26 protein-coding genes and 1 tRNA gene are annotated in these 24,342 nt (G+C 65.5%); 15 read left to right on the top strand and 12 right to left on the bottom strand.

Going from position 1 to position 24,342, the window contains the following annotated elements; translation table 11 throughout:
- Nucleotides 1–497: 497 nt before the first annotated feature.
- On the bottom strand, nt 498–1,496 hold the full coding sequence (locus tag G5T42_RS07715) for a LacI family DNA-binding transcriptional regulator (RefSeq protein ID WP_165127380.1): 999 nt from the start codon (nt 1,494–1,496) through the stop codon (nt 498–500).
- Between the two features lie 220 nt (nt 1,497–1,716).
- Between G5T42_RS07715 and G5T42_RS07720 the strand changes: the two genes are divergently transcribed.
- Nucleotides 1,717–3,153 (top strand): L-fucose/L-arabinose isomerase family protein, encoded by a 1,437-nt coding sequence (locus G5T42_RS07720; protein ID WP_165127382.1) that lies wholly within the window; start codon nt 1,717–1,719, stop codon nt 3,151–3,153.
- Nucleotides 3,154–3,232: 79 nt separating this feature from the next.
- Complete coding sequence (locus tag G5T42_RS07725) at nt 3,233–4,384, top strand: LacI family DNA-binding transcriptional regulator (protein ID WP_165127384.1); 1,152 nt, start codon at nt 3,233–3,235, stop codon at nt 4,382–4,384.
- Nucleotides 4,385–4,667: 283 nt separating this feature from the next.
- On the opposite strand, the gene G5T42_RS07730 is transcribed toward G5T42_RS07725, so the two are convergent.
- Both G5T42_RS07730 and G5T42_RS07735 read right to left on the bottom strand, forming a co-directional pair.
- Complete coding sequence (locus tag G5T42_RS07730; RefSeq protein WP_165127386.1) at nt 4,668–5,654, bottom strand: aldo/keto reductase; 987 nt, start codon at nt 5,652–5,654, stop codon at nt 4,668–4,670.
- A 3-nt stretch (nt 5,655–5,657) separates the two neighbouring features.
- Entirely contained in the window at nt 5,658–6,560 is a 903-nt protein-coding gene (locus G5T42_RS07735) for a helix-turn-helix transcriptional regulator (protein WP_165127388.1), read from the bottom strand.
- Nucleotides 6,561–6,677: 117 nt separating this feature from the next.
- On the opposite strand from G5T42_RS07735, the gene G5T42_RS07740 reads away from it, so the two are divergent.
- The 6 genes from G5T42_RS07740 (at nt 6,678) to G5T42_RS17885 (ending at nt 9,594) form a co-directional block, all read left to right on the top strand.
- Nucleotides 6,678–7,013: a carboxymuconolactone decarboxylase family protein gene (locus G5T42_RS07740; RefSeq protein ID WP_165127391.1), complete on the top strand. Its 336-nt coding sequence runs from the start codon at nt 6,678–6,680 to the stop codon at nt 7,011–7,013.
- Nucleotide 7,014: 1 nt separating this feature from the next.
- Nucleotides 7,015–7,437, top strand: coding sequence for a cupin domain-containing protein (locus G5T42_RS07745; protein WP_241246010.1), 423 nt, complete (start codon nt 7,015–7,017; stop codon nt 7,435–7,437).
- Nucleotides 7,434–8,291, top strand: coding sequence for an aldo/keto reductase (locus G5T42_RS07750; protein WP_165127395.1), 858 nt, complete (start codon nt 7,434–7,436; stop codon nt 8,289–8,291). The genes G5T42_RS07745 and G5T42_RS07750 overlap by 4 nt, the downstream gene beginning before the upstream one ends.
- Nucleotides 8,292–8,323: 32 nt before the next feature.
- Nucleotides 8,324–8,650, top strand: coding sequence for a DUF2255 family protein (locus G5T42_RS07755; protein WP_206535727.1), 327 nt, complete (start codon nt 8,324–8,326; stop codon nt 8,648–8,650).
- Between the two features lie 256 nt (nt 8,651–8,906).
- Nucleotides 8,907–8,978: transfer RNA gene (locus G5T42_RS07760), tRNA-OTHER, on the top strand.
- 493 nt (nt 8,979–9,471) lie between these two features.
- Nucleotides 9,472–9,594 carry a hypothetical protein gene (locus G5T42_RS17885; protein ID WP_277601778.1) on the top strand — a complete coding sequence of 41 codons (123 nt, stop codon included), beginning with the start codon at nt 9,472–9,474 and terminating at the stop codon, nt 9,592–9,594.
- 87 nt (nt 9,595–9,681) lie between these two features.
- Here the strand turns inward: G5T42_RS17885 and G5T42_RS07765 are convergent, their stop codons facing one another.
- Nucleotides 9,682–10,677, bottom strand: a complete 996-nt coding sequence (locus G5T42_RS07765; protein WP_165127399.1) for an NADP-dependent oxidoreductase — start codon at nt 10,675–10,677, stop codon at nt 9,682–9,684.
- A gap of 15 nt (nt 10,678–10,692) precedes the next feature.
- Entirely contained in the window at nt 10,693–11,406 is a 714-nt protein-coding gene (locus tag G5T42_RS07770) for an SDR family oxidoreductase (RefSeq protein ID WP_165127401.1), read from the bottom strand.
- Between the two features lie 150 nt (nt 11,407–11,556).
- Here G5T42_RS07770 and G5T42_RS07775 point away from each other — a divergent pair, with 150 nt between their 5' ends.
- Nucleotides 11,557–12,165 carry a TetR/AcrR family transcriptional regulator gene (locus G5T42_RS07775; protein WP_165127403.1) on the top strand — a complete coding sequence of 203 codons (609 nt, stop codon included), beginning with the start codon at nt 11,557–11,559 and terminating at the stop codon, nt 12,163–12,165.
- Between the two features lie 98 nt (nt 12,166–12,263).
- Here G5T42_RS07775 and G5T42_RS07780 read toward each other — a convergent pair whose 3' ends face one another.
- A complete protein-coding gene (locus G5T42_RS07780) occupies nt 12,264–12,752 on the bottom strand; it encodes a DUF2199 domain-containing protein (RefSeq protein ID WP_165127405.1) in 489 nt (162 codons plus the stop codon).
- 508 nt (nt 12,753–13,260) lie between these two features.
- Here G5T42_RS07780 and G5T42_RS07785 point away from each other — a divergent pair.
- Together G5T42_RS07785 and G5T42_RS07790 are read left to right on the top strand one after the other, a co-directional pair.
- A complete protein-coding gene (locus G5T42_RS07785; RefSeq protein ID WP_165127407.1) occupies nt 13,261–13,935 on the top strand; it encodes a hypothetical protein in 675 nt (224 codons plus the stop codon).
- Nucleotides 13,936–14,417: 482 nt separating this feature from the next.
- Nucleotides 14,418–14,924: a hypothetical protein gene (locus tag G5T42_RS07790; RefSeq protein WP_165127409.1), complete on the top strand. Its 507-nt coding sequence runs from the start codon at nt 14,418–14,420 to the stop codon at nt 14,922–14,924.
- A gap of 324 nt (nt 14,925–15,248) precedes the next feature.
- On the opposite strand, the gene G5T42_RS07795 is transcribed toward G5T42_RS07790, so the two are convergent.
- Together G5T42_RS07795 and G5T42_RS07800 are read right to left on the bottom strand one after the other, a co-directional pair.
- Nucleotides 15,249–16,010, bottom strand: coding sequence for a VOC family protein (locus tag G5T42_RS07795; RefSeq protein WP_241246011.1), 762 nt, complete (start codon nt 16,008–16,010; stop codon nt 15,249–15,251).
- A gap of 126 nt (nt 16,011–16,136) precedes the next feature.
- Nucleotides 16,137–17,069 (bottom strand): hypothetical protein, encoded by a 933-nt coding sequence (locus tag G5T42_RS07800; protein WP_165127411.1) that lies wholly within the window; start codon nt 17,067–17,069, stop codon nt 16,137–16,139.
- Nucleotides 17,070–17,284: 215 nt separating this feature from the next.
- Here G5T42_RS07800 and G5T42_RS07805 point away from each other — a divergent pair, with 215 nt between their 5' ends.
- Complete coding sequence (locus G5T42_RS07805) at nt 17,285–17,767, top strand: hypothetical protein (protein WP_165127414.1); 483 nt, start codon at nt 17,285–17,287, stop codon at nt 17,765–17,767.
- Between the two features lie 76 nt (nt 17,768–17,843).
- On the opposite strand, the gene G5T42_RS07810 is transcribed toward G5T42_RS07805, so the two are convergent.
- On the bottom strand, nt 17,844–18,428 hold the full coding sequence (locus tag G5T42_RS07810) for a hypothetical protein (protein ID WP_165127416.1): 585 nt from the start codon (nt 18,426–18,428) through the stop codon (nt 17,844–17,846).
- A gap of 258 nt (nt 18,429–18,686) precedes the next feature.
- Complete coding sequence (locus G5T42_RS07815; RefSeq protein WP_165127418.1) at nt 18,687–19,169, bottom strand: hypothetical protein; 483 nt, start codon at nt 19,167–19,169, stop codon at nt 18,687–18,689.
- 120 nt (nt 19,170–19,289) lie between these two features.
- Between G5T42_RS07815 and G5T42_RS07820 the strand changes: the two genes are divergently transcribed.
- The gene (locus G5T42_RS07820; RefSeq protein WP_165127420.1) at nt 19,290–19,508 is read left to right on the top strand and encodes a hypothetical protein; all 219 of its coding nucleotides are present in this window, start codon (nt 19,290–19,292) and stop codon (nt 19,506–19,508) included.
- 1,125 nt (nt 19,509–20,633) lie between these two features.
- Here the strand turns inward: G5T42_RS07820 and G5T42_RS07825 are convergent.
- On the bottom strand, nt 20,634–21,020 hold the full coding sequence (locus G5T42_RS07825; RefSeq protein ID WP_165127422.1) for a hypothetical protein: 387 nt from the start codon (nt 21,018–21,020) through the stop codon (nt 20,634–20,636).
- A 1,034-nt stretch (nt 21,021–22,054) separates the two neighbouring features.
- Nucleotides 22,055–22,843, bottom strand: a complete 789-nt coding sequence (locus tag G5T42_RS07830; RefSeq protein ID WP_165127424.1) for a helix-turn-helix domain-containing protein — start codon at nt 22,841–22,843, stop codon at nt 22,055–22,057.
- Nucleotides 22,844–23,002: 159 nt separating this feature from the next.
- Here G5T42_RS07830 and G5T42_RS07835 point away from each other — a divergent pair, with 159 nt between their 5' ends.
- Together G5T42_RS07835 and G5T42_RS07840 are read left to right on the top strand one after the other, a co-directional pair.
- Nucleotides 23,003–23,998, top strand: coding sequence for a phytanoyl-CoA dioxygenase family protein (locus G5T42_RS07835; RefSeq protein ID WP_165127426.1), 996 nt, complete (start codon nt 23,003–23,005; stop codon nt 23,996–23,998).
- A gap of 72 nt (nt 23,999–24,070) precedes the next feature.
- Nucleotides 24,071–24,283, top strand: coding sequence for a hypothetical protein (locus G5T42_RS07840; RefSeq protein ID WP_165127428.1), 213 nt, complete (start codon nt 24,071–24,073; stop codon nt 24,281–24,283).
- The last annotated feature ends 59 nt before the right edge of the window (nt 24,284–24,342 follow it).

Below are 24,342 nucleotides of genomic sequence, written 5' to 3' on the forward strand. Positions count from 1 at the left end.
TTTCGACAGCTTCACCGACTACACCTGGGACCGCCCACACGTGGTTCCGACGATGGCCTACAGCCGATGGTTCTCCGAGGCCCGCTCCCGGTGCAGTAAAGATGCAGCGTCCCTGCCGCTTCCATTTGCGCCCACAGTGGCAGCCGGATGGGACTCCACACCCCGCACGGAGAGAGGCGAGCCGATCCGCTGCGACAAATGGCACCACTTTCCCGTCGTGGTGGACAACTCACCGCAACTGTTCGGGAAGCGATCATGACTGCGATCACCTAGGCGGCGACGCGCGAAGTGCCCCATATCACCGCCAACGCTTGGAACGAGTCGACCGAGAGAAGCTTTGTCGAACCGGATCATATCCACGGGTTCGCACGGGTGCAGGCGCTCACCGAGGCCCTGGGACGCGATCGCCTCGACGAGGAAGCCTTCGCAGCGCCGCCCAACTCGTGACTCGCTCATCGGCTGAGGAGGAAGTGACTACCCTCTCCGCCGATCGCTCGTCATGTCCTCGTAGTGCTGGCTCTGACGACGACCTTCGGTGAGTACACCAGCTGCCTGGGTGCGCCACGCCGACCCTCGATGGCATCCATCAGCAGGCCCGTGGCGGTCACCCCGAAGTCGACGCTCGCCTGGCTCACCGAAGTGATGGGGACTGCCGCGCCCGCGGTATAAGGCGTGTCGTCGTAGCCCACGATCGCGAGATCGGCGGGCACACGCGTGCCTCGGACCGTGGACGCCTGCAGAGCCCCCAGAGCAAGCAGGTGGTTCGCGCCGAATACCGCCGACGGGGCATTGGGCGAGTTCAGGAGTTCGAGTGTGGCGGCGTAGCCGGCCTGGATGCTGTCCTCCGCTACTCGCTGCACCTGCAGGACGGCACTATGTCCGAATTCCGAGATCGCCGCGTGCGCGCCCGATGAGCGCGCCTTGTACGCCTCGAGGGTGTCGGGCCTACTGATCAGGGCAATTCTTCGGTGTCCTTGCTCCAGAAGGTGCTGGACAGCCATCCGACCCCCGGCGTAATTGTCGCCCGTCACCGAGTCCAACTCCGGACTGTCGAACAGGTGGCCGATGACCACTACCGGCGTGCCTCGCTGCTCGATCTCGTTGAGCTGCGCCTGCCGCTCAGCGCTCAGGCGCGTACTGACGAAGACGATCCCGTCAACCCTGCTTTGCTCGAGCGTCGCAAGATAGGCGCTCTCCCGATCGTCGCGACCGTTCGCGTTGCACGTCAGCACGGTGTATCCGGCACTGTTGGCCGCCTCTTCGACTCCCGCTGCAACGTCTACGAAGAACGGATCTCCGGCGTCCGGGAGCACTACCCCGAGAGTGGAGCTGCGACCAGACTTGAGCTGTCGGGCGGACTCATTCCGAACGTAGCCGATGCGTGCTATCGCTGACATCACGCGCTCACGCAGATCTGGGTCGACGGTTGGCAAGCCGTTCAAGACATTGGAAACTGTGCCGGTCGATACGCCCGCCGCACGGGCAACGTCACGCATCGTAAGACTGCGTATGCCGCTGCCTGACATCGCCTTCCAATCGTCCGGCCGTTCGAGGTGTCGCCGCGCATAGCCCCGCATGACGACCCGGCTCTCATCCGGGCGCCGAGTCAGCAAGCGGAATCAGCAGTGCTGGGCCTGGCTCCATGTAACCACGTTGACAACCACATGCTATCGTGAAACGTTCCATGACTATCCTTCCCTACGTCGCAGAGGACTGATGACACCCACTCTTCGAGATGACCTGCTGCGCACGCGACCCCGACGCAAGCCCAAGATTGGGCTGGTCGCAGGCGGCCTCGGAACCTACTGGCCCCAATTCCCGAGTCTCTTGCCGCAATTGAGGGAATCGGCTCGGTACGTTTCCGAGCGCTTCGCGGCCATGAATGCAGATGTCGAGGACGCCGGCTTCATCTCGGATGCCATCGACGGTGCCGTCGCAGCAGAGAAGCTGCGCCGCGCTGATTGCGACCTGATCGTCCTCTTCCTCACGACCTATCTCACAAGCTCGATGGTCCTTCCAATCGCAAAGCGTTCCGGGGCGCCCGTTCTGGTGATCGATCTCCAACCGAGCGAAAAGATGGATCACGCGGCCTTCGATACCGGGGCGTGGCTGGCCTACTGCGGGCAATGCCCGGTCCCAGAGCTCGGGAACGTATTTCGGCGCGCGGGCATTGAGTTCCGCTCGGTCTCGGGTTGGTTACGACAGGAGTCGGCTTGGCGGCGGATAGAGGAATGGATCGACGCGGCGCACATCCGCGCCGCTCTGCGGCATGCGCGCCACGGCTTGATGGGACACCTCTATCCAGGCATGTTGGACGTGTCCACCGATCTCACTCTGCTGCCTGCTCACTTCGGATCACACATTGAGGTACTTGAGTTCGACGATCTTCGGGTTCGTGTCGATGCCGTCAGCGATGCAGACGCTCGGGAGAGGATGCGGTTCGCACGGGAGATCTTCACGATCGACCAATCGGTGAACGAGGAAGATTTCGCTTGGGGCGCGAAAGTATCCGTTGGTTTGGATCGGCTGGTCGAGGATTTCCAGCTGGACTCGCTGGCCTACTATCACAGGGGCTTGGGGGGTGAGCTGCATGAGCGGCTCGGGGCAGGTATGATCCTCGGCGCTTCGCTCTTGACCGCGCGGGGCATCCCGACCACCGGGGAGTACGAATTGCGTACAACCTTGGCTCAGCTCACCACCCAGGTCGTCGGGGCTGGCGGCTCCTTTTGCGAGATCCAGGCGCTCAACTTCGCCGACGGAGTCGTGGAGATGGGGCACGACGGGCCCGCTCACCTTGCGGTGTCATCGAAGTCTCCCCTGTTGCGCGGGTTGGGCGTCTATCACGGCAAACGTGGGTGGGGAGTATCGGTGGAGTTCGACGTTCGCCACGGACCGGTCACGCTTCTCGGCCTCGGCCAAGATCGCGACGGCCGGTTATCCTTCGTGGCTTCTGAGGGCGAGGTGGTGCCGGGACCGTTGCTCGAGATCGGCAACACCACCAGCCGCGTGAGCTTCCGGCGCGACCCCGGCGAATGGGTCGACGAGTGGTCCGGTACGGGCGTCGGTCATCACTGGAGCCTCTCCCTTGGATATCGCGCGTCCACCTATCGGGCGGCGGCATCTCTCCTGGGCATCGACTTTCGGTCAGTATGACCGGCGGGTCAACGAAGTTCGGTCCGTCCCGAGCTCATCGCCTATTCAGGCGGACGGCTCGAGAGGAGTGAGGACGCTCATGAGACCTGAGACCCCCGGTTCAACGAAGCGGCCCAGCATCTACGATGTCGCGAAACTCGCTGGCGTCTCGCACATGACAGTGTCGCGGGTGCTCAACAAGTCCGCGAATATCAAACCCGCGACCCGCGAGCGTGTGCAGGCGGCGATAGACGAGATCCACTACCGCCCCAGCTCGGCTGCTCGCACCTTGGCCACGCAGCGCACTCTCCGCATCGGGGCGATGGTCAATGCACCGACCGAGTTCGGCCCGAAGAGCACACTTCTCGCGCTGGAGCAGGCGGCCCGATCCTCACGATTGTCAGTGGTGGCATTTTCGCACCGGGGGAGTGATGACGAGTTCGCCGAAGGCATCATGCAGCTGGAAGATCAGGGCGTCGATGCACTGTGCGTGATCGGACCGCCGCTGAAGACTCCGGCAATTCTCACGGAGATGGCGAACCGGATGCCGGTGGTCCTCGTCGGCGGCGAGCCGGTTGACGGTCTCCTGCACGTGGATATCGACCAGGCGCGAGGAGCGCGCGCCGTGGTCGACTATCTCGTCGGACTGGGCCACCGCTCGGTGCTGCACATCGCCGGCCCTTCGAGCAGCACCGTTGGGGTGGCGCGGCGGAGGGCGGCTGTCGCCGCGGCCGCCCGAGCGGGCGTACGTGTCGGCGTTGTGGTCGGCGACTGGTCATCCGAGAGCGGGTTCCAGGTGGGAGCGGACCGGCAGATCATGGGAGATGCGACGGCCGTGTTCGCGGGGAACGATCAGATGGCGCTCGGAGTGATCCATGGCCTGTCGACCCGCCGCTTGCACGTTCCCGACGACATCAGCGTGGTCGGGTTCGACGACATGCCGGGTGCGGCGCACCTCATGCCGCCGCTCACCACGGTTCGTCAGGACTTCGACGAGCTCGGCGAAGCGGTCATGTCGGCGATCATTCTGGCCCTCCGTCACGAACCGGTCAGCTCGACCACGATCCCGCCGAATCTCGTGATCCGGAACTCCGCAGCGCCCGTCGCCGCCGAGGCATCCCGATTCATTGACCGAGCCGGGCTCGAGACGACCCACGGCAGTTCCTCCGCCTCATCCGGCAGCGAACGCGCTGGCGACCCAGGGGGACCGAGGGTTCAAATCCCTCCGTCTGCGCAGAAAAATCCCCGGTAAGCCGGGGTGTTCCTATTAGATGAATTCCGACTTATGCCTCCACCTAGGGCATTTTCGGTGTCCAAGGGTCCCCCAAGGGGACCCTTGGGGGAGCCCTGCGGTGCACTACCCGAACTGCATGGCGCGTTGGAGCAGCAGGAGCCGCGTGATTCCGCGGTTGTGCAGGTCGCGGGCCGCCGCAGTGCGACACCCTTCCACAGGTGGTGTACGTAAGGGGCCCAGTCGGCAACGCCGTCAAATGCTAACGCTGGGCTGAGGTGTTCCCTCGGAGGGCAGCTGTCTTCTAGCGGTTGACGAATCCCATGTGCTGAGCGTTGTAGCGGTCGCCCGCGACGCCGATGCGGCGGGCGAGGGAGTCGAGGTCGGCGTGTTCGTCGGCGGAGAGGCCGACGGTGGTGGCTTCGGCGTTCTCCTGGATGCGGGCGGTGCGCCGGGTGCCCGGAATCGGAACGATGAAGGGATGCTGCGCCAGCAGCCACGCGAGCGCGATCTGGCCAGGCGTGGCCCCTTTGTCCGCGGCGAGAGTCTTGACGTGGTCGATGAGCGCCTGGTTGGCGGCGAGGTTGTCCTGCTCGAATCGGGGGATGCGGCGGCGGATGTCGTCATCGGCGAAGGCCGTGCTGGTGTCGACGGTGCCGGTGAGGAAGCCCTTTCCGAGTGGGCTGAACGGCACGAACCCGATGCCGAGCTCCGCAAGTGTCGGGAGGACCTCGTCTTCGGGGTCACGGGTCCACAGCGAGTACTCGGATTGCACGGCCCTGACCGGGAATGTCGCGTGGGCCGCGCGGATGGTGGCGGCGGATGCTTCCGAGAGACCGAAGTGGCGGACCTTGCCCTCCGCGACGAGGTCGCCGACGGTTCCCGCGACGTCCTCGATAGGCACGTCCGGATCGACGCGGTGCTGGTAGAAGAGGTCGATCACGTCGGTGCGCAGTCGCCGCAGCGACGCCTCGGCGACCGCCCGGATCTGTGCCGGGCTGCTGTTCAGCCCGGCCATCCTGCCGTTCTGGATGTCCCAGCCGAACTTCGTGGCGATCACGACCTGGTCGCGGAGGGGGGCGAGTGCTTCGCCTACGAGTTCTTCGTTGACGTAGGGGCCGTAGACCTCCGCGGTGTCGAAGAATGTGACGCCGAGCTCAACGGCTGAGCGGAGCACGGCGATCATCTCGGCGCGGGTGCCGGGGTTGGGGCCGTAGCTCTGGGACATTCCCATGCAGCCGAGTCCGACCGCCGAGACCTCGAGTCCCTGTCCGAGAGTGCGGGTGTGCATGGTTCAGTCCTTTCCGGCCGTGGCGTCGGCGTTGTGCGTCGTCGGGTCGGAGCCTGCAGCATCCTGTGTCGCCTGCCAGCTGGCGAGCAGGCGGAAGCGCTCTTCGCTCTCGGATCCGTACTGCGGCACGTAGATGAGGAACGTGAGCCCGGGATGCTGTACGAACTGCAGGTCTTCGTAACGCAGCTCGAGCGCGCCGACGATGGGGTGGGTGAAGTGTTTGACCCCGGCGCCATGCTGGCGCACGTTGTGCGCGCCCCAGCGCACGCGGAATTCGTCGCTGCGGGTGGAGAGTTCGCCGACGAGGTCTTGGAGGCCCCGGTCGTAGGGGTCGCGGCCGGCCTCGGTGCGGAGGATCGCGACGGTGATGTCGGCGGCCTTGCCCCAATGCGGGTGGAAGTCGTGCGAGCGGGGGTCGAGGAAGGTATAGCGGGCGAGGTTGCCGCCGGCCGGGGATTCGAGAACTTCGGCGTACACGGCGCGCCCGAGCACGTTGGCGGCGAGGATGTCCATTCGGCCGTTGCGCACCACTGCCGCGCCTCCCGTTATCGCGTCGAGCATCAGCTGCATGTCGGACCGGATGGATGTTGTCAGGCCGCGCGTGCGCCGCGATCGCGCGGGCACAGATCCCGCGGCGCGGGCCAAGTCGGCGAGGTGCTCGCGCTCGGCGTCATCGAGCTGCAGGGCCTGCGCGATCGCGTGTAGCACGGACTCGGAGGCGCCCGCGATCTGACCGCGTTCGAGCTTGGCGTAGTACTCGATACTGACACCGGCGAGCATCGCGACCTCGCTTCGCCGCAGACCCGGCACGCGACGGTTGCTGCCACCCGGGATTCCCGCCTTGTCGGGGGTGAGCTTCGCACGACGCGAGGTGAGGAACTCACGCACCTCTGCCTTGTTGTCCATGCCGTCACGCTACGCGCGGTACCGGGCCAGGGGGGTGCTCTACGAGTACACGTTCCGCAAGGGACTCCCTCGATCATGCGGGCAGGGGTTGGGTGGAGTCTGGCGAAGGAGGACACCATGGCGGATGAGCAGAGCGGATGGACCGGCGGGCAGCGTGCGTTCGGAGAGTTCGCACCGGGATTGGTGCATTACACCGACGATGTGCTGTTCGACGAGGTGTGGGAGCGGGATGACCTGTCCAAGCGCGACCGAGGCCTCGTCACGGTCGCCGCGCTGACAGCGCTGGGCAAGACGGATCAACTGCGATTCCACCTCGACTTCGCCCGTCAGAACGGGGTCACCGACCAGGAGCTGAAGGAAGCCATCCTGCACCTCGCGTTCTACACCGGCTGGCCCAACGGCATGGCTGCGATGACCGTCTTGAAGGACATCACGACCAATGAGAACAACTGAGATGAGCTTCGACAGCCTGTTCCCGCGGGGGGAGAAGAACGATGCGTTCGGGCAGTACTTCATCGGGCAGAGCTATCTCCAGCCGCTGGCGAGCCTCGGGATGAGCGTCTCCAACGTGACGTTCGAGCCCGGATGCCGCAACAACTGGCACCGTCACAATGCGACCTCCGGCGGTGGCCAGATCCTGCTCGCGACCGTCGGGAGCGGCTGGTTCCAGGCGGAGGGGGAGGAGCCGCTCAGCCTCGAACCCGGGACTGTGGTCGAGATCCCCGCCGGGCAGAAGCATTGGCATGGTGCGAAAGCCGACTCGTGGTTCAGCCATGTCGCCATCGCAGTCCCTGGCGAGGACACCGCCAACGAGTGGCTTGAACCCGTCACCGACGAGTACTACGAGACCCTGAACGAGAAGCGGAGCAACGCGTGAGCATCCTCACCGAGAGATACAACCTGGCGAACGGTGTCGAAATCCCGAGACTCGGGCTGGGCACCTGGTTCATCGACGACGACAAGGCGGCGGATGCGGTGCGCAGTGCCGTCGAGATCGGCTACCGGCACATCGACACCGCGCAGGCGTACGGTAACGAGCGCGGGGTCGGCCAGGGCATCCGCACCGCCGGCGTGCCCCGATCCGACCTGTTCGTGTCGACCAAGCTCGCCGCGGAGATCAAGGACTACGACACGGCCGCCGCTTCGATCGACGAGTCGCTCGACCGGCTGGGTCTGGAGTATGTGGACCTCATGCTGATCCACAGCCCGCAGCCCTGGGCGGACTTCCGCGGCGGAGACTACGCCGACGGCAACCGCGCGGCATGGCGTGCTCTTGAAGAAGCGCACACTGCCGAGAAGCTCCGCGCGATCGGCGTCTCGAACTTCCTCGAGGCGGACCTCGAGAACATCATCGACAGCGGCACCGTCGTGCCGCACGTGAACCAATTGCTCGTGCACGTCGGCAACACCCCCACCGACCTGCTGAAGTCCTGCGACGACCGCGGCATCCGTGTGCAGGCGTACTCGCCAATCGCACACGGGCAGATGCTGAAGAACAGTTTCGTTGCCGAAATGGCGAAGACCTACGGTGTGACCGTGCCGCAGCTCTGCATCCGATACACCCTCCAACTGGGCACCGTCTCACTACCGAAGACCGCGAACCCCGACCACATGCGGGCAAACGCCGACGTCGACTTCGAGATCTCCGACGTCGACATGGCCGATCTGCGGAACATGGAGGCGCGGGACTACGGCGACGACAGCCGGTTCCCCGTCTACAGCGGGAAGTGAGAGCGGAAGGACGACCCGCGAGCGAGGGCATGATGGCCGGCTGGGATGCCGTTCAGGACGGCACCACCTATGGCACGCCGACGGGGATCTGGTCTGTCGTCGTCGACGGGGAGCTGTACGTGCGCGCCTGGCATGGCACCGGCTCCCGCTGGTATCAGGCAGCAGTGACCCAGCACCGCGGACGAATTCGAGTTGCCGGACACGTGCGCAAGGTGCGGTTCGAACAAGCCGACGCATCCGTCGGCGATGCGGTCGATGACGCCTACCGGACCAAATATGCGGGGAGTCTCTACCTGCCCCCGATAATCGGCTCTGGTCCTCAGGCTGCGACCGTGCCCACCAGCCCTTCGCGCGGATGACGTCGCCGATATTGTTTGTGGGCCGGTTCCCGCGTCCACCTAGTCGAGCGACATCCACGTCCGTGGCGGCTGGCGCGGACGGCCCGAGACCAGGGGTCCCCCAGGGGTCCCCGAGCATCCCGAGCACGCCGAGTCCCGGTGACTGTGAAGTGTGCGGAGTGTGTGGAGTGCGGCCGGCCTCAGGACGGGAATCACCCGGTGAAGCACCAAATCCGCGTGATTCGGCGGCAGAACGCTAGCGCGCCACCGAGGCCGCGGATGGCTGAATCTACCCTGCTAAGGTGGAATCCCCTTACGGGGACCGAGGGTTCAAATCCCTCCGTCTCCGCATGAAAACCCCAGGTTATCCAGGTTTTTTCGCTTTGTGTGCCGTCGGTCGCATGCCCCTCATCGAAGGCACTTTGGGCGCCCAGGGGTCCCCCAGGGGGACTCTTCGGGGACCCCTGCGGTGCGCCGCCCTCACTACGCTGACACCTCGGAGCGTCAGGAGCCGCGTGATTCCGCGGTAGTTCCCGTCGGAGGCGGCTGCAAGCGCAACACCCCTCCAGAGGTGGAGCACCCTCGCTTGGTTATGGCAGCTGACTAGCGATTGTCCGCTCGCATCAGTGCCGGCGGCGACGCGTTCTTCGGAGCTCGCCGGGTCGGACACTTGGTCTAACGTGTCCAGTTCCGCAGCGGCGGCTCGCACCCGGGCAGCCGCGTCTTCGGAGGGGCGAGTTCCCTGGCGATTGTTCATGACGAGGGAGACCGCGTACCCGTCAGGCCGGATCACCCTTCCCGGGCTCGACCCGGCACGAAAGTACCGGGTCGAGCCTTTCGGGATGCAGGACACCCACGGGTCGGGGCTTTCCGACCTGGAATGGATGAGGGCGCCGCTCGTCGCCAGCGGACGAGAACTCGCGGTCGTCGGCCTGCGCCCGATGACGGATGTGCCACAACGCTGACTGGTGCTCAGCGTGACGGCCGCGGACTGACCCGTCCGAGATCCCGCCCGACCTCGGTTGCGCTGCAAAGGGCCGTCCGCGGCTGAGTCATGTGAGGGTGATGACGGTCTTGCCGCGCGTGCCTGCCACGCTGAGGGAAGCGAGCGCCTCAGGTGTCTGCGCGAAGGGGAAGGTCCTCCCGACGACCGGGCGAATCGCGCGGGCGTCCACCAGTTCGGCGATCTGGCGAAGCTGCTCACCCGAGGCCTGCATGAACAGGAACTCGTAGCTGACTCCCGCCTGTGCCGCCTGTGCCCGGACCTTCCTGCTGAGGCCCCTGATCGCGAGGCGAAGAATCGGATTCAGTCCCGCCTTCTTGGCGAATGCCGGGGTCGGCGGCCCGGAGATCCCGATGGCCTTCCCGCCGCGCTTGAGCACTCGCAGAGACTTCGCCAGGTTCTCGCCGCCGAGACTGTCGAGGACGAAGTCGTAGTCCGACAGTTCCTGCGTGAAGTCTTGCGTGCGGTGGTCGATCACGACATCCGATCCCAGATCTCGCAGGAAGTCGGCGTTCCTGCCGGATGCTGTCGTCGCGACGAAAGCCCCGAGATGCTTGGCGAGCTGGATGGCGATCGTGCCCACGCCTCCGCTGCCGGCGTGGATGAGCACCTTCTGACCGGGTTGCACGTCGCCGAGCACCACGAGAGCCTGCCATGCGGTCAGCGAGACCAGTGGTAGCGACGCGGCCTCTGCCAGGCTGACCGAAGTGGGGCTGGGGGCGAGATCGGACTCGTGCACGGCGATGCGCTCAGCGAAGGTTCCGATCCGGTGATCGCGGAGGCGGGCGTACACGGCGTCGCCCGCTTGGAATCCCCGGACTTTACTGCCCGTTCGGATAACCGTCCCGGCCAGGTCGTGGCCGAGCGTCAGCGGGAGACTGTAGTGGAGGATCCGCTTGAACTCGCCGAAACGGATCTTCTCGTCGAGCTGGTTCACTCCCGCCGCTGCCACCTGGACGAGAACGTCGTGGTCGCCCACGGTCGGCTCAGCGACATCCGCCTCATGCAGGGGATGCTTGTACGAATCGAAGACGAACGCTCTCATGACTCGCCCCGACCTTCACGCGCCCGCTGCAAGCTGCGGGTACACAGCCTCGAGCGGTGCCGACAAGCCCGCCTTCGCGCGGCGAGAGGTGTCATCCGCCAGCAGTTCGATCCCGCCCGCCTCCAGCGTGTCGAACACCATGACGGCCAACTCGGCCGGGTCGAGCTTCGGGTCTGCGCTGTGCGCCGCCATGGCCGTGTCGACGTAGCCGACGTGCACGCCCAGAACCTGCACGCCCGCAGGCTGCAGCTCTAGGCGAAGGGAGTTCGTTACCGACCACAGCCCCGCCTTCGTCGCCGAATAGATGCCCGCCACGGCGTACCAGGACAGGGCGGAGTGGATGTTGACGATCGCCGTGTTGCCACCCCGGGCCGCGAGCGCCGGAGCGTACGCACGCGACAGCATCAGCGGTCCGACGAGATTGGTCTCGACATTGCCGCGGATCTCCTCGTCGCTCTGAGAGAGGATGCGGCCCGTGGATGCCGAGGCGCCCGCGTTGTTGATGAGCACCGTGACGTCGGGAGCCGCCTCGAGGACGCCCCGGATGGAAGCCGGAGCGGTGACGTCGAGCACCACGGGAACGACCCGGTCGTCGCCCCACGCGCGCGGTGTGCGCGCGGTGGCATACACCTTGGAAGCGCCGCGAGCGAGGGCCTGATCCACGAGCCGGGTGCCGATCCCGCCGTTCGCGCCCGTGATGAGCACGACGGCTCCGTCGAGAGAGGTCATCTGATTCCGCTTTCTGTCGATTTCGATGGGTCGCAGACTCTCCCCGCTTGTCACGCGTGGCATGGGAAGATCGTGGAGAGGCCGAGTTTTGTCATTACTGACTCCACTCATAACTGAGTTTGGTCACCAGCTATTCCCGAGAGGCGGAGAATGACGGAGACATCGATTCCGGCCGGCCGCCGGGAACGCAACAAGCAGGCGAAGCTCGAACGGATCATCGCCGCAGCCAGCACTCTGTTCGCCGAGCGCGGCGTGGACGACGTGACCACGCAGCAGATCGCGGATGCCGCCGACATCGGCACCGGAACACTCTTCCTCTACGCCAAGACGAAGGGCGAGCTGCTCCTGCTCGTGCAGAATGCCCACTACGAAGAAGCGCTCGGTCGCGGACGAGCCGCCGCCGACGGTATGGAGGACCTGGTCGACGCGCTGATGGCGATAATCGGGCCGATCGTGGAGTGCAACCGCGTGCACATCGACAACGGACGCAGCTACCTGCGCGAAATGGTCTTCGGAGACCCCGGTGAGCCGCGGCACGCGGAGGCGCTCGCGATTGCCGCGAAGACCGAAGCCGCTCTCGCGGCCGTGATCGCACGCGGGGCCGAGATCAGCGCGGCGGAAGCGGCCGCACTGGCGCGGGCGGTGTCGTCGGTGATGTTCCTCACCATGGCCGCGGGCATCAATGCGACTGCAGACACGGAGGCGCTCCTCGACGACATCCGCACCCAAGTGAGCGTGCTCACGCCGCGTGCGGAGTAGCGCGACGCCTTCTGCCTCAAGGGTCCCCCAGGGGTCCCCGAGCATCCGTGCCGGTCCCGGCGCGTCCGCATGGGGGTCCTCAACCGGGCGGGGACCTGTTAGGCCAGCGTGTCTAGGATGGTCGCGTGGTCCCACTCGTTGCTGATGACGGCGGCCAGCGTGGTGTCTGGACTGGCGACGTAGTACGGAGTGTGGTCATCGTCAAGCACGCGCAATGAGACCCGCAAGCCGTAGAGGCCCCAGGGTTCCACGACGTTTGCGAGGGTGCCCTCGAGTTGCAGCTCGGCGTATTCCGGCTTCCACCACACGTCGATGACATGGGGCAAGTCGGCGGCGTCGATCGCGACCCAGACACCGTAGGTCACCGCGTAGCCGCCGGTCAGTTGCACGGGGAGCAGAGCGCGGACGAATGCGCCGAGCCCCTGAACCTGCATGAGCACGGACTCGGCGGCGTCCTTCCCGGTCATCCAGATGTCCGAGGGACTGATGTCCAGAGCACGAAGGACCGGCTCAGGATGAGTGAAGCGGAGATCGCGGTCGTGAAGGTCGATCGGAGCGCCGCAGTGCACGCACGTCTCGATACTCATGCTGCCCGAGCTAGCAATGGGGATCACCTGGTTCTGCTGTCTCTACAGTCCTAGAGGGAGGGTCGCTCGGCGCGCGTTGTTACGTACGATCCGGGGCCGGTTGACGGGGCGCGCGGGCCGAGCGTCCGAATTCGGGTGTCAGTGTCCGCCGATCGCGCCGGTGCCGCCGTGCCGGCGGGAGTCGGTCGCCTCGTACTTCTGCGTTTCGAGCCCGGGTGCGGGTTCACCGGCACGCGGGCGACGCGTGTCGTAGGTCTCCGGCTCGGGGCGAAAGAACCTCTTCACACGAGTCCACGTTGATGACTTCTGGGTCACGATCGCTCCTTTGGTCGTCCCACCACCGTAGACGAGCCGACCACGCTCACAAGGGGTCCTCACTCGGGCATGCCTGCCCGTAGGCCGGAGCCTGATCCGGTACACCTAGCCGTCCGGTAGAGCGGCACCGGTCGCGATAACGTTCGCCATGTGGCAACCATCCCGAGATCCTCGAGCGATTGGGCTTGACGTCGTGACTGACCTCGTGCAGCTGAAGTTCAAACGCAATCGCGGCTGGCCGTGGCCCGAAGTGTCGTTCGGTCTAACGCCGATGTATGGCGAGGACGGGTGGTGCCACGCTTGCGGCGTACCAAACGGGCCTCAGACCGGGTCGCTCGTCCTGCAACGAAAATCGATGCGGCCCGAGGGCGGGTGGGTTCCGTACTGGCATTACGACAGCCCCTGTGTGGGCGAGAAGGCCGCTGACGCTATTCGTGGCCGCTTCGCTGTCGAGTTGCGCGAAGTTCAGTGGCACGCATCTTCACCTGGGCGGGCATTCCAGATCCTGATCCCTGTGGTGGGCGAGCGGTGGTTCGCGCCTGAGGGGCTCGAGAAGAAGGGCCTTGAACACCATGGGCGAGCAGGGGCGCAGTGTGCCGACTGCGGAGTGTGGAGATGGGTGCCATTGGATTTCGGCATCTTGCCGCCCATGATCGATCCGGGGATCCTGGCGGGGCACGACGTGGCGGCGAGCCCCGAGTGGTTCGGTGACGGGCTGATGGCGTTCCGCCAGTGGCTCATGAACCCCGAACTGGCGGCAATCATCGCGGAGGCTAGCCCCCGGGACTTCGTCGTAAAGAAGCCAGTGGAACTGACAGGAGCCGAGGGAACGGATCCTGTATGGCACCCCGGAGGAGGGTCATCCTGACGGCTACCCCCGACCGATGCTCATCGGCTACCGAACGGTGAATGGCGATGAACGATGATTGCGATGACGCAGCCGCCCGCGCCGGCAGGAGCACCTGCAACACCGACCACATCCTCAGCGTGCACGCGAACGGTCTATTGCGGACGGGATTCAGCATGGACCGCGAACACTTCACCCGCATCGCAGGTGAGCTATACGACCGTTAGGGTGGCCGATTGAGAACTGAGCTGCCAGATTGGTCGCTCCCCGGAATATCTGCAGTGCTTCCGGCCGCTACCGGACCGGCGTCTGCTTTCCCGCATCCGGGCCGTGTTCAGCTTCGGAATTGAAGCGGAGCCTGGTGTCCAACTCGACCGTGCGGAAGCGTTCTTCATCCGTCAGGCGGGCGGCCCGGCAAACCCCAGCAATTCGGACGGTGGACTCCAGGACGCTCGGCACCAGATGAATGATGCGAGGTACTGGGATGTGGGAGGAGACGTGTGGTGAGACGGAAGACCGAGGTTGGCGATGTATTCATCGTGCCGGTGGGTGACGGGCGTGCCGGTGTCGGGCAAGTCGTCGCTAACTACCGCTCTAGCGCGCTCTATTTCGCCATCCTGGAAGACCTTGTGCCCGTGGACGCGACGGAAGCTCAGGCTGTCAAGGCGACAGGGTCGCCTGTGGTGCTACTTGCCCTCTCGCTGGACGCAAAGCTTCACGTTGGTGACTGGGTGACAGTCGGCAATGCCCCGGTGGCTGCCGGCATGCCGTTGCCGGCCTATAAGGAGCTCGTTGCGGTGCCGGACCAATTCGACGTGGTCGACTACTCAGGGAACCGTCGAAGAAGAGCAACCCCTGCGGAGGTAGAGCTCCTGTCGAATCGGAGGGTGCTCGCCCCGATCCTCGTCGAGGAGGCCTTGAGAGCTTTGATCGGGGTGGGAACGTGGCTCGATATCTTCGACGATCTCCGCCCGCATGCGGGCCTCACCACGGCGGACTTGTTCACTTGAGGCCGGGGTCCCCTGACGCCGGTCAGCACTCTCGAGCGCGATCGGTACGTGTCGACGAGCGTCGGTGGATACAGCGCCCACGTGACGTCCAAGCCGCGTACGCTGCCACCGCGGCCCGGATTCCGGCTCAGACGTTCCGCGCTTTGTCGACGACGTGAGCGACGATTCGTGACCCTGACAAGTGTCCGACCCATGAGGCCAACGCCAATCGAACGCGTCAGCGCCGCACGCCAGGGACGGCTGTTGGGCGCGGCACGTTCATGGGTCCTTGATCGAGCGCTGGTGCTGCGGCTGGACCTGTCCGCGGGCACGCCTGGCTTCGTGTCAGGTGACACTCGTGGCTTCCACGTTGTCTGCCTCTGCGGGGTGGGCGCCGTCGGGCCATGCCGCCAAGCACACCTTGTTGCCTGACCGATCCGCGAGGATCCACGCGCTCGGGGCTTCCGAGTCGTCGACGATTCGTCCCCCGGCGGCGACCGCCTGAGCAAGACGTTCTTCGATCTGGTCGCGGGCGAGCGAAACGTCCAGATGCATGGCGTGGCGGAGCGGTTTGGACGGGGGGAGATCTTGCATCCAGACGGTCGAACCTTGGCCGAGCGGATCAATGCAGTTGTCTTCGTGCAACGGCGCGTAGCCAAGCACGGCACGCCAGAACGGCAGGTCGATCGCCGTGGGCTTCGCGGCGATCGCAATTTGGATCTCCTGCACCGCCTGCCGATCCGCGATCGCACCCTGCCGACGCGCGAGTGCGGAGATCATGCGGGCGACCTCGAGATGATCGCGCTCTGTTCCCCACATCTCACGAGTGAGCTTTACTGTCAGGCGATCCGAGGTCGCCGTGAGCAGTGTGCGCGGCCCAAGGCCGGGCACTTCCGACACGGCCGCCGCTAAGCGGACAGCGTCGCCTAGCGATGCCACCTTGAACACCGCCGTCGGCCCACCGTGCAGAATCACCCAGTCCTCGACACCGTCGCCGGACAGGAAAGCGCGCCACCCGTCTTCGCCCATGGCGATCACCCTACGCACGGCGCCACTTTCTGGATAGAACAACCACCAGCGCTCAACACTCATGCCCTGCTCATGCACCGCCTCGAGGTAAGGGGGAACCGGACCGGGACCCGCAACTCAGCGTCCGCTGACCGGTGCTCATACGCGCTGCGCGTTCAGCGCCAATTTGCATGGTCGCTGGCGGCTGACGCGCCACTCGACATATCACCCTCCATGGAGCAGACCCAGGTCGATGGACGGGTCATCCCATTCGCCCTGACGGGCAAGCGCCACTTCCTCGTCAGTGGCACCGGGGCCAAGACGCCTGCGGACGAACTCGACGCGGTCCCGTTCCGTCAACGTGCGTTCGGCGGTCTCGAACCAGTCGCCGTCATGCCAGTTCCAGAACTGAAACTCGATGTCGTGGTTCCTCAGCCAGGTCACGAACCCGGGGGTGTTGATCGTCTGGATCTGCGCCGCCCAGGCGTCCGGTATTCCGTCGACGTCCGTTGCGAGCGCCTCCGCCAGCTTCACCAACGCCTCACCACGAACCGTGGCGGCGTACTCGTATTGGGCGTCACCCGGCTTTGTGTCCTCGCCCATTACCCGGAAGGTGTCGTCCTTCCACTCCCAATGGACAGTGCTGGTGATCCCGGACGGGTAGCGCGACTGATGCTCACGCGGAGCGCTGGGCTCATCCCCATCGTCGGGGACGAAGTCTCGGGTTTCGACGTCTGCGTCTGATGGGTCAACGGGCCACGGCTGCGCGAGGAACAGTTCAAGCCCCTGCACGACCTCCGTAGCCTTGGCGGCGAGCTCGTCGTCGACACCGGCGAGCGACGCGGCGGCGGCTTCGAAATGATCAGCGGCGACGCGCGCGTAGTGCATGTAGTCCGGGGACAGGAACGGGGCCTTGTCGGCTCGCTCCAGAGCAGCGACGCCGGCGGCGAACTGATCCTTGCCGCTGCGAGCCGCGGCCTGTTCCGACGCCTCCGCGTGGGGGTCGAAGTCGTCGGGCTCCTCCCAGACGGTACCGCCCCAAGGCTCGCCGGGCTGAATCTCCAACGACGCCAGAGCCTCAGCTTCCGACTCGAACGGCCCCTTCCATGTCGGGTCTACATCGAACGGATCTGGTTGCCTCGACCACCACTTCGTCACGTCTTCGCCTCCTCGGATGCAACGCGATGCGCTCGGACCGTCGAGCAACGCCAGGCTAGCGTTTGCGACCCGCTCAGAAATGGCAACTACGACCCCCGCCGCCCGGTGGCCCGAGTGTGCGCTGGTCGTCTCCGCGCACGGTAACCCGCGCCCCGATAGGGGGTCCCTCGCCGAGCACCCCGCCGGCTACGTGGGTGCCGTGATACAACATCGGGATGACCGTCCCCCTGGCTGAGCTATTCAACACTTCCAAGGGTGAGCCCATAGAGCTCGACGGGGAGCTAGTGCATCTGTGGGTTGAGGTAGGTCCACTGCCGCAGTCGCGGTTCACAATTGAACTGTCCGCGGGGACCGACCGTCCCCAAGCGCTATGCATTGAAGCGCGCGGCGGGACACTGGAAGTTGCGGGACAGCGGTCCACGAGCATCGTCTTATGGACGGATACCGCACCACCCGTCATCGATCTTGATGCGGTGCCGACGACAGCGCAGGCAGTGGTGCTCCGGTTCTGGAACGCTTGGCGGGGTACCCGCGACGTCATGCACACCGGCATGGGCAATGTCGGTATTCGCAAGGTCGCGCCTACCGCAAACCGCCTGACACTCATGTGTAGCAACGGCTGGGGACCTGTCAACTTTCAGGACCTTCACGTTGGGATGACCTGGAAGACATCCGCGACCGATGCGGGCATGCGCTAGTCGCTGAGCGCGCACGGATCTGTGCCCCGGGTTGAGCGTCTGGCGGTTCGGGGCTGATAGCGCGGCCCAACTCATGTCAGTGTATTGACGGCTGCAGGTGCGCGTTGAGTTCGGCGGCCATTGCCGCGACATCGGACGGACGGGCCTTGTCGTACGCGCCCACGAGGGGAGTCAGCGGCACGGTGAGTTCAGTTGTGCCTCGCCGGACGGTGACCCACAAGGACGGGTAAGTTCGCGATAGGAAGGTGCCCTTCGGTCTGAGCGATGCATCCCGCGCTTCGATCGATGCGATGTCTTCCAGCGGGATGACGAGGATCTCGCCGATCTTCTTGTCGCGAATGATCAGTGATCGATTGTCCACCGTCACGACCGGGATTGTGTACCTGGTGATGCGGGGTGCGGGCGTGGGCTGGCCGAGCAGCGCCCGGAGGCGTGCCACATCGGCGGGGAATGGCGGCGCGGGTGCGATTCTGATGGCTGCGCCGGCGGTCGCGCCGGGCACTGTGCTGGCCACGCTCGCCTTGGCGCGCCGGGCGAAGATCGCCTTGCCCACGATTGCGGCGATTGCCACCGACGCGAAAACGATGATGTAGGAGGAGAAGTCGACGGTCGCCCCGGACGGGGTGCCGGACTGTGCGATGACGTCAGCGACGTTGGTCATGGGTGCTCCGCTCGTGCGCGGATCCCGGTCCGCCGAGCCATTGTGCCTGAACCAGGGGTCCCCGCCTCACCGTTTCTCCACAGGGAACGTCACGGAGCTCGCGCACGCTCGCGGCCACCGAAGTGGGCCGGTCCGGTCGCCGCAGCCCGCCTCGCCCGGCATCAATCACCGGTCCTCTATCGCGCCGCCGCGGCCGCGGTGTCGCGTGCGGGCGATTGGCGTTCAACGCAGGGGCAGTCATCCGTGCGTGGTGGCTACTCAACGGCGCGAGTGCAATAGGGCGATCTGATTGGCGACAATCATGAAGATGGCGCAGCTGATTCCAGCGATCAGCCCGGACGCGACAGCAAAGATGATCGCGAGGGGCAGGATGGAGAGTCCTCCCATCAGCGCGAAGAACAACCCAAATAGAAGCCATATAGAGGCCGCACCCGCGCTGGCGCCGACGGAGCCGGCCACGACGAGCATGTTGGGATCGTCAGCGGACCGGCTGCTCCGCACCTGCACCCCGACCGTCACTCCGGCGGCTGCGAAAACAGCATCGATGGCTCCAAGAACCGCCCCGTATTCCGCCAGCGCATTGGCCGATCCCCATCCCAACTGCGCCGAAGAGATCAGGTGGGCGGCGCCGAGACCCAGCAGAACACCCAGCGGTACGGCTATGACCAGGCCAGTCCAGTACCTCTTCCACGGCATGGCGCCACAGTACCGCTCACCGCAGCCTGCGCCGAGCAGCTGCATGAGGCTCGATGCTTCATCGCTGGAAGCCGGGTGCTGAGAGCGCCTTCATTTCCAGTACCAGCGGCAGCCCGCGTGCGGTCCTCGAACGTGCCGGCCAACTGCTCGTGGGACGATGGCGTGATGACCGAGCCAGTGCGATATGTCGTCGATGGCGAAGATTTTGATGTGGTGAGAGAGGGCGCCTCTGTCCACCACACGTGGGTCAGCGGACCGAACGCCGGCTACGGGTTCTCGGTCGGAGGACCAGCGGCGACACCGTTCACGGCCGAGGAGGTCCGCGCCCACATCCGCGCCTTTCTATCCGCGGTCGATCCGCGCACCGGTTACCTGGCCGAATGACGGTCCGTCACCGTGCCGTAGCCAGTCTGCGTTAGGGCGTCATCGGGCCGCGCCCGTGAGCGCGAGACCCGTTGTCCTTTCGGCCCGTCCCGAACGCTACGATGAGCGGGAACCGTGACCAAGGGCGTGCTTTGGGGGAGCAGTTACTTCCGGTAAGGGGCTCGTGTGGGGGCTGAAGGGTGGGCTGTCACAGTAGCGACTACCCTGTTCGACGCTCCGCAGCCGGTCCTATGCGGTCTCGAATCCTTCATCGGTGCGGTCTTCCTTACTGCAGCCGTTCTGTGTGCGGTGACGGGCGATTGGCTGACAGTCTGGATCACGCGTGGGATGGCCGACCAAGGCGAGTTTCAAACTCGGTTCGCCCAAGCAACGCCGCGGTGGGCGATGTATGCGCCGGCATTGCCATCTTTCGCGATCGCACTGTGGCAGCTCTTTGTCGGAAGGGAGTCCTGCGGCGGTGTGCCTGCAATGGAGCCACTGTCGCTTGGGATCGCACTGATCGGAGTTTCGATCGCTCTGACAGGCACGGCCCTTCTCATCCGAGGACATCAATCGGTCAACTGGCGACACTCCGCTCCCTCACTCGAGTCGACAACCAACCCAGCGCACTCCGATGCGCAGATTCGATCGATGAGATCGGAGCAAGTCCGCGTCATATGGCGAGCGGTTCCGCTACTCGCCGCTGGATCTGTCACCCTGATGTTCGCGACGACGTGAACTGCGTCGGCTCACGTGGGGTTCCGCCGAGGAGCTGGGCTCGCCCCGGACGCCTCTCGCGTATGGGCGAGGGTGGCTAACTGCGCCATCGTGAAGGTCTGGCAGATGGGTGAGCCGACACCGCCGTTCGCCGATGGGTGCGCAAGTCGGTCCCTCAACGCGCGGCTTTGCTATTTCCCCGTCCAGTCGACATCTGCGGTCAGATCCCGAAGGATATGGGTCCCCAGCCGTCACGATGGTGATCTCGCGCGATCGGCCGGAGGGATCCGTTTACAGGCACTGCGCACTAGGGGAGCGGTCGCGGCAGCTGCTGAGACGCACCCGCGCGATCCTTCCGTGGACGGTGCCATCTACCGGTCCCTGACTGCTCGTTCGCAGCGACTTAGTTTCGGGGCTCGACGGGTTGAGTTACTCCGTCCTGTTGTCGGTGATTTTCATGGTGATGTAGGCCCCGTCTCCCCATGTGAAGGTCACACGTTGATCGAGAGTCATACTCGGTGGCCGTTGCTGTGCAGCGAGCTTGTCGTACGCGAGCGACACTTCAAGCGCTCCGTTCGCCGTGGCATCGCGAGGAATGCATTTCGCTTCGGTCGCGGAACCGTTGGTCAGCAGCAGGCAGTTCTTCTGTCCTTGCCCGCTTGATGTTCCGGCGGCCCACGCCGCCCATCCAAAGTGGACGCCGAGAGGTTGCGCCCAGCTCGTCACGCCGTTGACGATGGATACGGGCATCTCAGGCGGAGGCCGGACGTCGATGAACTTACCGCTGCGACTGTCGACGAGCAGGGGAATGGTCACGGGGTGACTTGCGGTGAGCTCAGTCGTGGCAGACACTACGGGCGAGGATGCGGTCGCTGCCTCCGCGAGGGTCGGGTTTGGAACCGCCGGCGGCTCGCGGGCCGCGCCGAAGGCGGCCGCAATCACCGCGACCGAAGCGAGGGCGGCGACGATCAGCCGATGGCGGGGCGAGAGCGGGCCCGCGAGCGTACGCCCGGTAGCCGTCCGGCCTGCAGGCGCGACGGAATCGGGTCTCGACCCAGCCAGCGGGGCGCCCGGCGTGCAAGACGCCGCGGGCGCTGCCCACCGCCCAGCTGAGCGGGCGAGCTCTTCAAGCTCTGTGAGACGCTTCAGCGCGACCGAGTCGCCGGCGATGTCAGCGCCCCGATCGTACGCGCGGCGACGTAACGCTGCCAGCTCGGCCCGGGCCGCGGCATCCATCAGCCGATCCCGCCCGCGCGGTATCCACCGGCCTGTGAGCTCGCCACGCAATCACGCTACGCCCCGGCCGCGGCCACCGGGCGGACTTCACTAGGCGGCGCCAGCGACCCGTGATCGGGCACTGCTCGTACGACGGGCCGCGAGTCGTGGCACGGCGGTCGACGAGAACGGCGAGACCTCGCTGAATCCACGAGGACCACAAGCCGGCGGGCCAGCGTTCGGTGCGCGCCCTGGTAGCTGTCGGCTCGAGCCGTTGGCCTGCACGAAACGCAGGATGCTCGAATAGCCGGCGCGATGATCGGCCCGATGGGTGTCCGCTATACGGGGGGGGGGGGCACGTCATTGATCTGGCTGCGCCTGCACTCGTCGATGAGCCTTGAAGGAGAGCCACTTCCCGCACAGGAGGACATCCTGAGGTGACACCGGCGAGGAGTGGCACGCAGGTGGCACGAATTGACGGCCGTGCCGCAGAGTCCGCCAAATTCCGGGCTTCCCAGGTCAGCGGGCGAGTCCTGGGACTTCTAGGGTGTCCGCCCTCCGACCGGCACGCATGGGGCTGAACGGGGGAGAGCCGGCATCTGCCTGGCTCCTATCGGCGAGCGACCCGGCCACGCCTACTGACTTGGAACTCTCGCGCGCTCGGTGGAGCCTCGATGCTCTTGACGCCAGCGCAGGGGCGAACTACCGCACTCGGCCAGGAACACTTGGTGAAACGAGCTCGCGGAGCCGAAACCCGCTCGACTCCCGACGGCCTCCGATGACAGGTCTGTCGTAAGCAGAAGTCGTTGAGCCTCCGCCACTCGCAGTTGGGAGAGATAGCGCACGATGCCGACGCCGAAGACATGGCGGAATATGGCTGCAGCGCGATTCGGATGAAGATGGACGACGTCTGCAACGTCGGTCACTCGCACCGGGCGAGCCATGTTCTCAGTGAGATAGGTAGCCATGTCGGCCGCTCTCCGTAGGTCTAGAGACGGTCGCGGATGCTCAGACGTCGCGGAGGCCCATTCGCCGAGCGTCATCCTCAATATCAACGCCTCGACCTCGAGTTCCACCGCGCGCACGGCAGGGTCTCGCCGATCGGACAAGTCACGCGTCCACCGGTCGAATGCGAAGGGCAAGTCGGCCCAGCTCACGTCGCGCGGTCCGACCAGGATCAATCCCTGGAGCAGCATCTTCTTCACCCCAGCCGGAACGCCCCACGACATGAACTGTGCAAGAGGAACCGTGACGAAGTTGTGCGGCTCCTCAGCGCTGATCTCGACGAGCTGGTGGGGCCGGGATCCCCAGAACGCCACCGGGATATCCGCCGGCGCCTCGTAGACACCTCCGGCTGCGTCATACGTCAGCGGAGCGGCGCAGAAATTGATCTCAATGTCGTTATGAGCGTGCGGCGCCGTCATCGCCTCGCTCTGCCCTCGCCAAGCGACGAATCCGAACGAGTTTCCGACCTGTTGAGGCTCGTGTCGCGCACTCACGGTGAGAATCTACAATCTCCCGGTTCGATCGCGGAACAATGCCAGGAAGCACCACACTAGCGTGGCGTCAAGAAAGGAACATCAATGTCCTCTTTGACTTCCACCTCGCAAACCGATGAACGCCGCCGAGGCGACACACTCGCCGCCGACCATCACCTCACCCCCGAGCAGATCGCTCACTTCGACGAGCACGGGTTCGTCATCCTCCGCAATCGCATCCGACCGGAGCTGCTAGAACGCCTGCAGAAGGCGTCAGAGCGGTGGATCGCCGACGGCCACGCGCTCAGGAGCGAGGCCGATGGAGAGGGTGACTACAACTTCGCGACTCGTCCGTCCGGCCGCGTGCTGTTCCGGATCAACTATGTGCACAACAAGGGCGAGGCGGCCTCGCTCGAACTGCTCGGAAGCCCCGAGATGCTCGGAATCGCGGAGAGCCTCGCCGGGCCCGACTTCGTGCCGACCTACGAGTCCCTCGTGTTCAAGAACACCGGGGACGGCGCGCCGATCGACTGGCATCAGGATGCCGTGCACCCCCGCAATCACCGCATCTTCAACGTCGACGTCTATCTCGACGAGAGCCGCAGGGGAGCCGGGTCATTGCGCGTGGCGCCGGGTTCGCAGAAGCAGATGGTCGACGTCTGCGACCTCCAGGAGAAGTACGGGTGGGATGCGCCGGGCGTCATCCAGACCGAGCTCGATCCGGGGGATGTCCTCGTGCACGACGTCATGCTCGTGCACGGGTCCGAAGCAACTCTCGCGAACAGGCTTCGCCGCACGATCTACTACGAATTCCGCCCTGCGCAGCAGATCATCGAAGAGGGCCCGTGGGATGTCGCATTCATCGAGCAGCGTATGCGGCTCGTGTCGCTCGGGCTGGACGAGTGGAAGCGCCGCAATCCGGAGCAGGACGGCTTCCGCTGGAATATCACGCCAGAGCTGCGCCCGATCATGGGCGACGACATCGAAGCGGAGCTCAAAGTCGCCCACGGGGTGCACAGCCCAGGCTCGTACTGCAGTGCAGGAAGCGTCGAGATCAAGCCCACCGGACTGCGTGCTGCGCGGGGTCGGCTGATCGCGTGACTCTCGTCGGGTCCCACGGTGCCGGCGGACCGTGGCATCCGTTCAGACCAGCTCGCGCCTGCTGCCTGCCGCATGGCGCGCACCGGCCTGGGCGACCGGATACGAGGCTCCCCCGGGGGCGTCGTCGCGGGCTCGTTCAGTCAGGAGTTCCCCGGCGCCGACCCGTATGCGGGCATCCCGGCGGACGAAGTCGGCCTTCCGCCGCTGAGCGAGGCTGAGCAGGAGGCCGTGGCGCGGGAGGCGGACCGGCTGGCCGACCGATCGGACGCGCGCAAGAACCTCTGAGAGAGGCCGGGGCGCCCTCCGTCCCGGATTACGTCAGCGTCGCCGTGAGCGACGCCGGC

This window comes from Microbacterium sp. 4R-513, assembly GCF_011046485.1.
Classification (GTDB): Bacteria; Actinomycetota; Actinomycetes; order Actinomycetales; family Microbacteriaceae; genus Microbacterium.

Bases quoted from the DNA above. Each gene is read 5' to 3' on its own strand.
- G5T42_RS07715 (WP_165127380.1), bottom strand. From the start codon at position 1,496: ATGCGTGACGTTGCCCGTGCGGCGGGCGTATCGACCGGCACAGTTTCC.
- G5T42_RS07720 (WP_165127382.1), top strand. From the start codon at position 1,717: ATGACACCCACTCTTCGAGATGACCTGCTGCGCACGCGACCCCGACGC.
- G5T42_RS07725 (WP_165127384.1), top strand. From the start codon at position 3,233: ATGAGACCTGAGACCCCCGGTTCAACGAAGCGGCCCAGCATCTACGAT.
- G5T42_RS07730 (WP_165127386.1), bottom strand. From the start codon at position 5,654: ATGCACACCCGCACTCTCGGACAGGGACTCGAGGTCTCGGCGGTCGGA.
- G5T42_RS07735 (WP_165127388.1), bottom strand. From the start codon at position 6,560: ATGGACAACAAGGCAGAGGTGCGTGAGTTCCTCACCTCGCGTCGTGCG.
- G5T42_RS07740 (WP_165127391.1), top strand. From the start codon at position 6,678: ATGGCGGATGAGCAGAGCGGATGGACCGGCGGGCAGCGTGCGTTCGGA.
- G5T42_RS07745 (WP_241246010.1), top strand. From the start codon at position 7,015: ATGAGCTTCGACAGCCTGTTCCCGCGGGGGGAGAAGAACGATGCGTTC.
- G5T42_RS07755 (WP_206535727.1), top strand. From the start codon at position 8,324: ATGGCCGGCTGGGATGCCGTTCAGGACGGCACCACCTATGGCACGCCG.
- G5T42_RS17885 (WP_277601778.1), top strand. From the start codon at position 9,472: ATGCAGGACACCCACGGGTCGGGGCTTTCCGACCTGGAATGGATGAGG.
- G5T42_RS07765 (WP_165127399.1), bottom strand. From the start codon at position 10,677: ATGAGAGCGTTCGTCTTCGATTCGTACAAGCATCCCCTGCATGAGGCG.
- G5T42_RS07770 (WP_165127401.1), bottom strand. From the start codon at position 11,406: ATGACCTCTCTCGACGGAGCCGTCGTGCTCATCACGGGCGCGAACGGC.
- G5T42_RS07775 (WP_165127403.1), top strand. From the start codon at position 11,557: ATGACGGAGACATCGATTCCGGCCGGCCGCCGGGAACGCAACAAGCAG.
- G5T42_RS07780 (WP_165127405.1), bottom strand. From the start codon at position 12,752: ATGAGTATCGAGACGTGCGTGCACTGCGGCGCTCCGATCGACCTTCAC.
- G5T42_RS07805 (WP_165127414.1), top strand. From the start codon at position 17,285: ATGACCGTCCCCCTGGCTGAGCTATTCAACACTTCCAAGGGTGAGCCC.
- G5T42_RS07810 (WP_165127416.1), bottom strand. From the start codon at position 18,428: ATGACCAACGTCGCTGACGTCATCGCACAGTCCGGCACCCCGTCCGGG.
- G5T42_RS07815 (WP_165127418.1), bottom strand. From the start codon at position 19,169: ATGCAGCTGCTCGGCGCAGGCTGCGGTGAGCGGTACTGTGGCGCCATG.
- G5T42_RS07820 (WP_165127420.1), top strand. From the start codon at position 19,290: ATGACCGAGCCAGTGCGATATGTCGTCGATGGCGAAGATTTTGATGTG.
- G5T42_RS07830 (WP_165127424.1), bottom strand. From the start codon at position 22,843: ATGACGGCGCCGCACGCTCATAACGACATTGAGATCAATTTCTGCGCC.
- G5T42_RS07835 (WP_165127426.1), top strand. From the start codon at position 23,003: ATGTCCTCTTTGACTTCCACCTCGCAAACCGATGAACGCCGCCGAGGC.
- G5T42_RS07840 (WP_165127428.1), top strand. From the start codon at position 24,071: ATGGCGCGCACCGGCCTGGGCGACCGGATACGAGGCTCCCCCGGGGGC.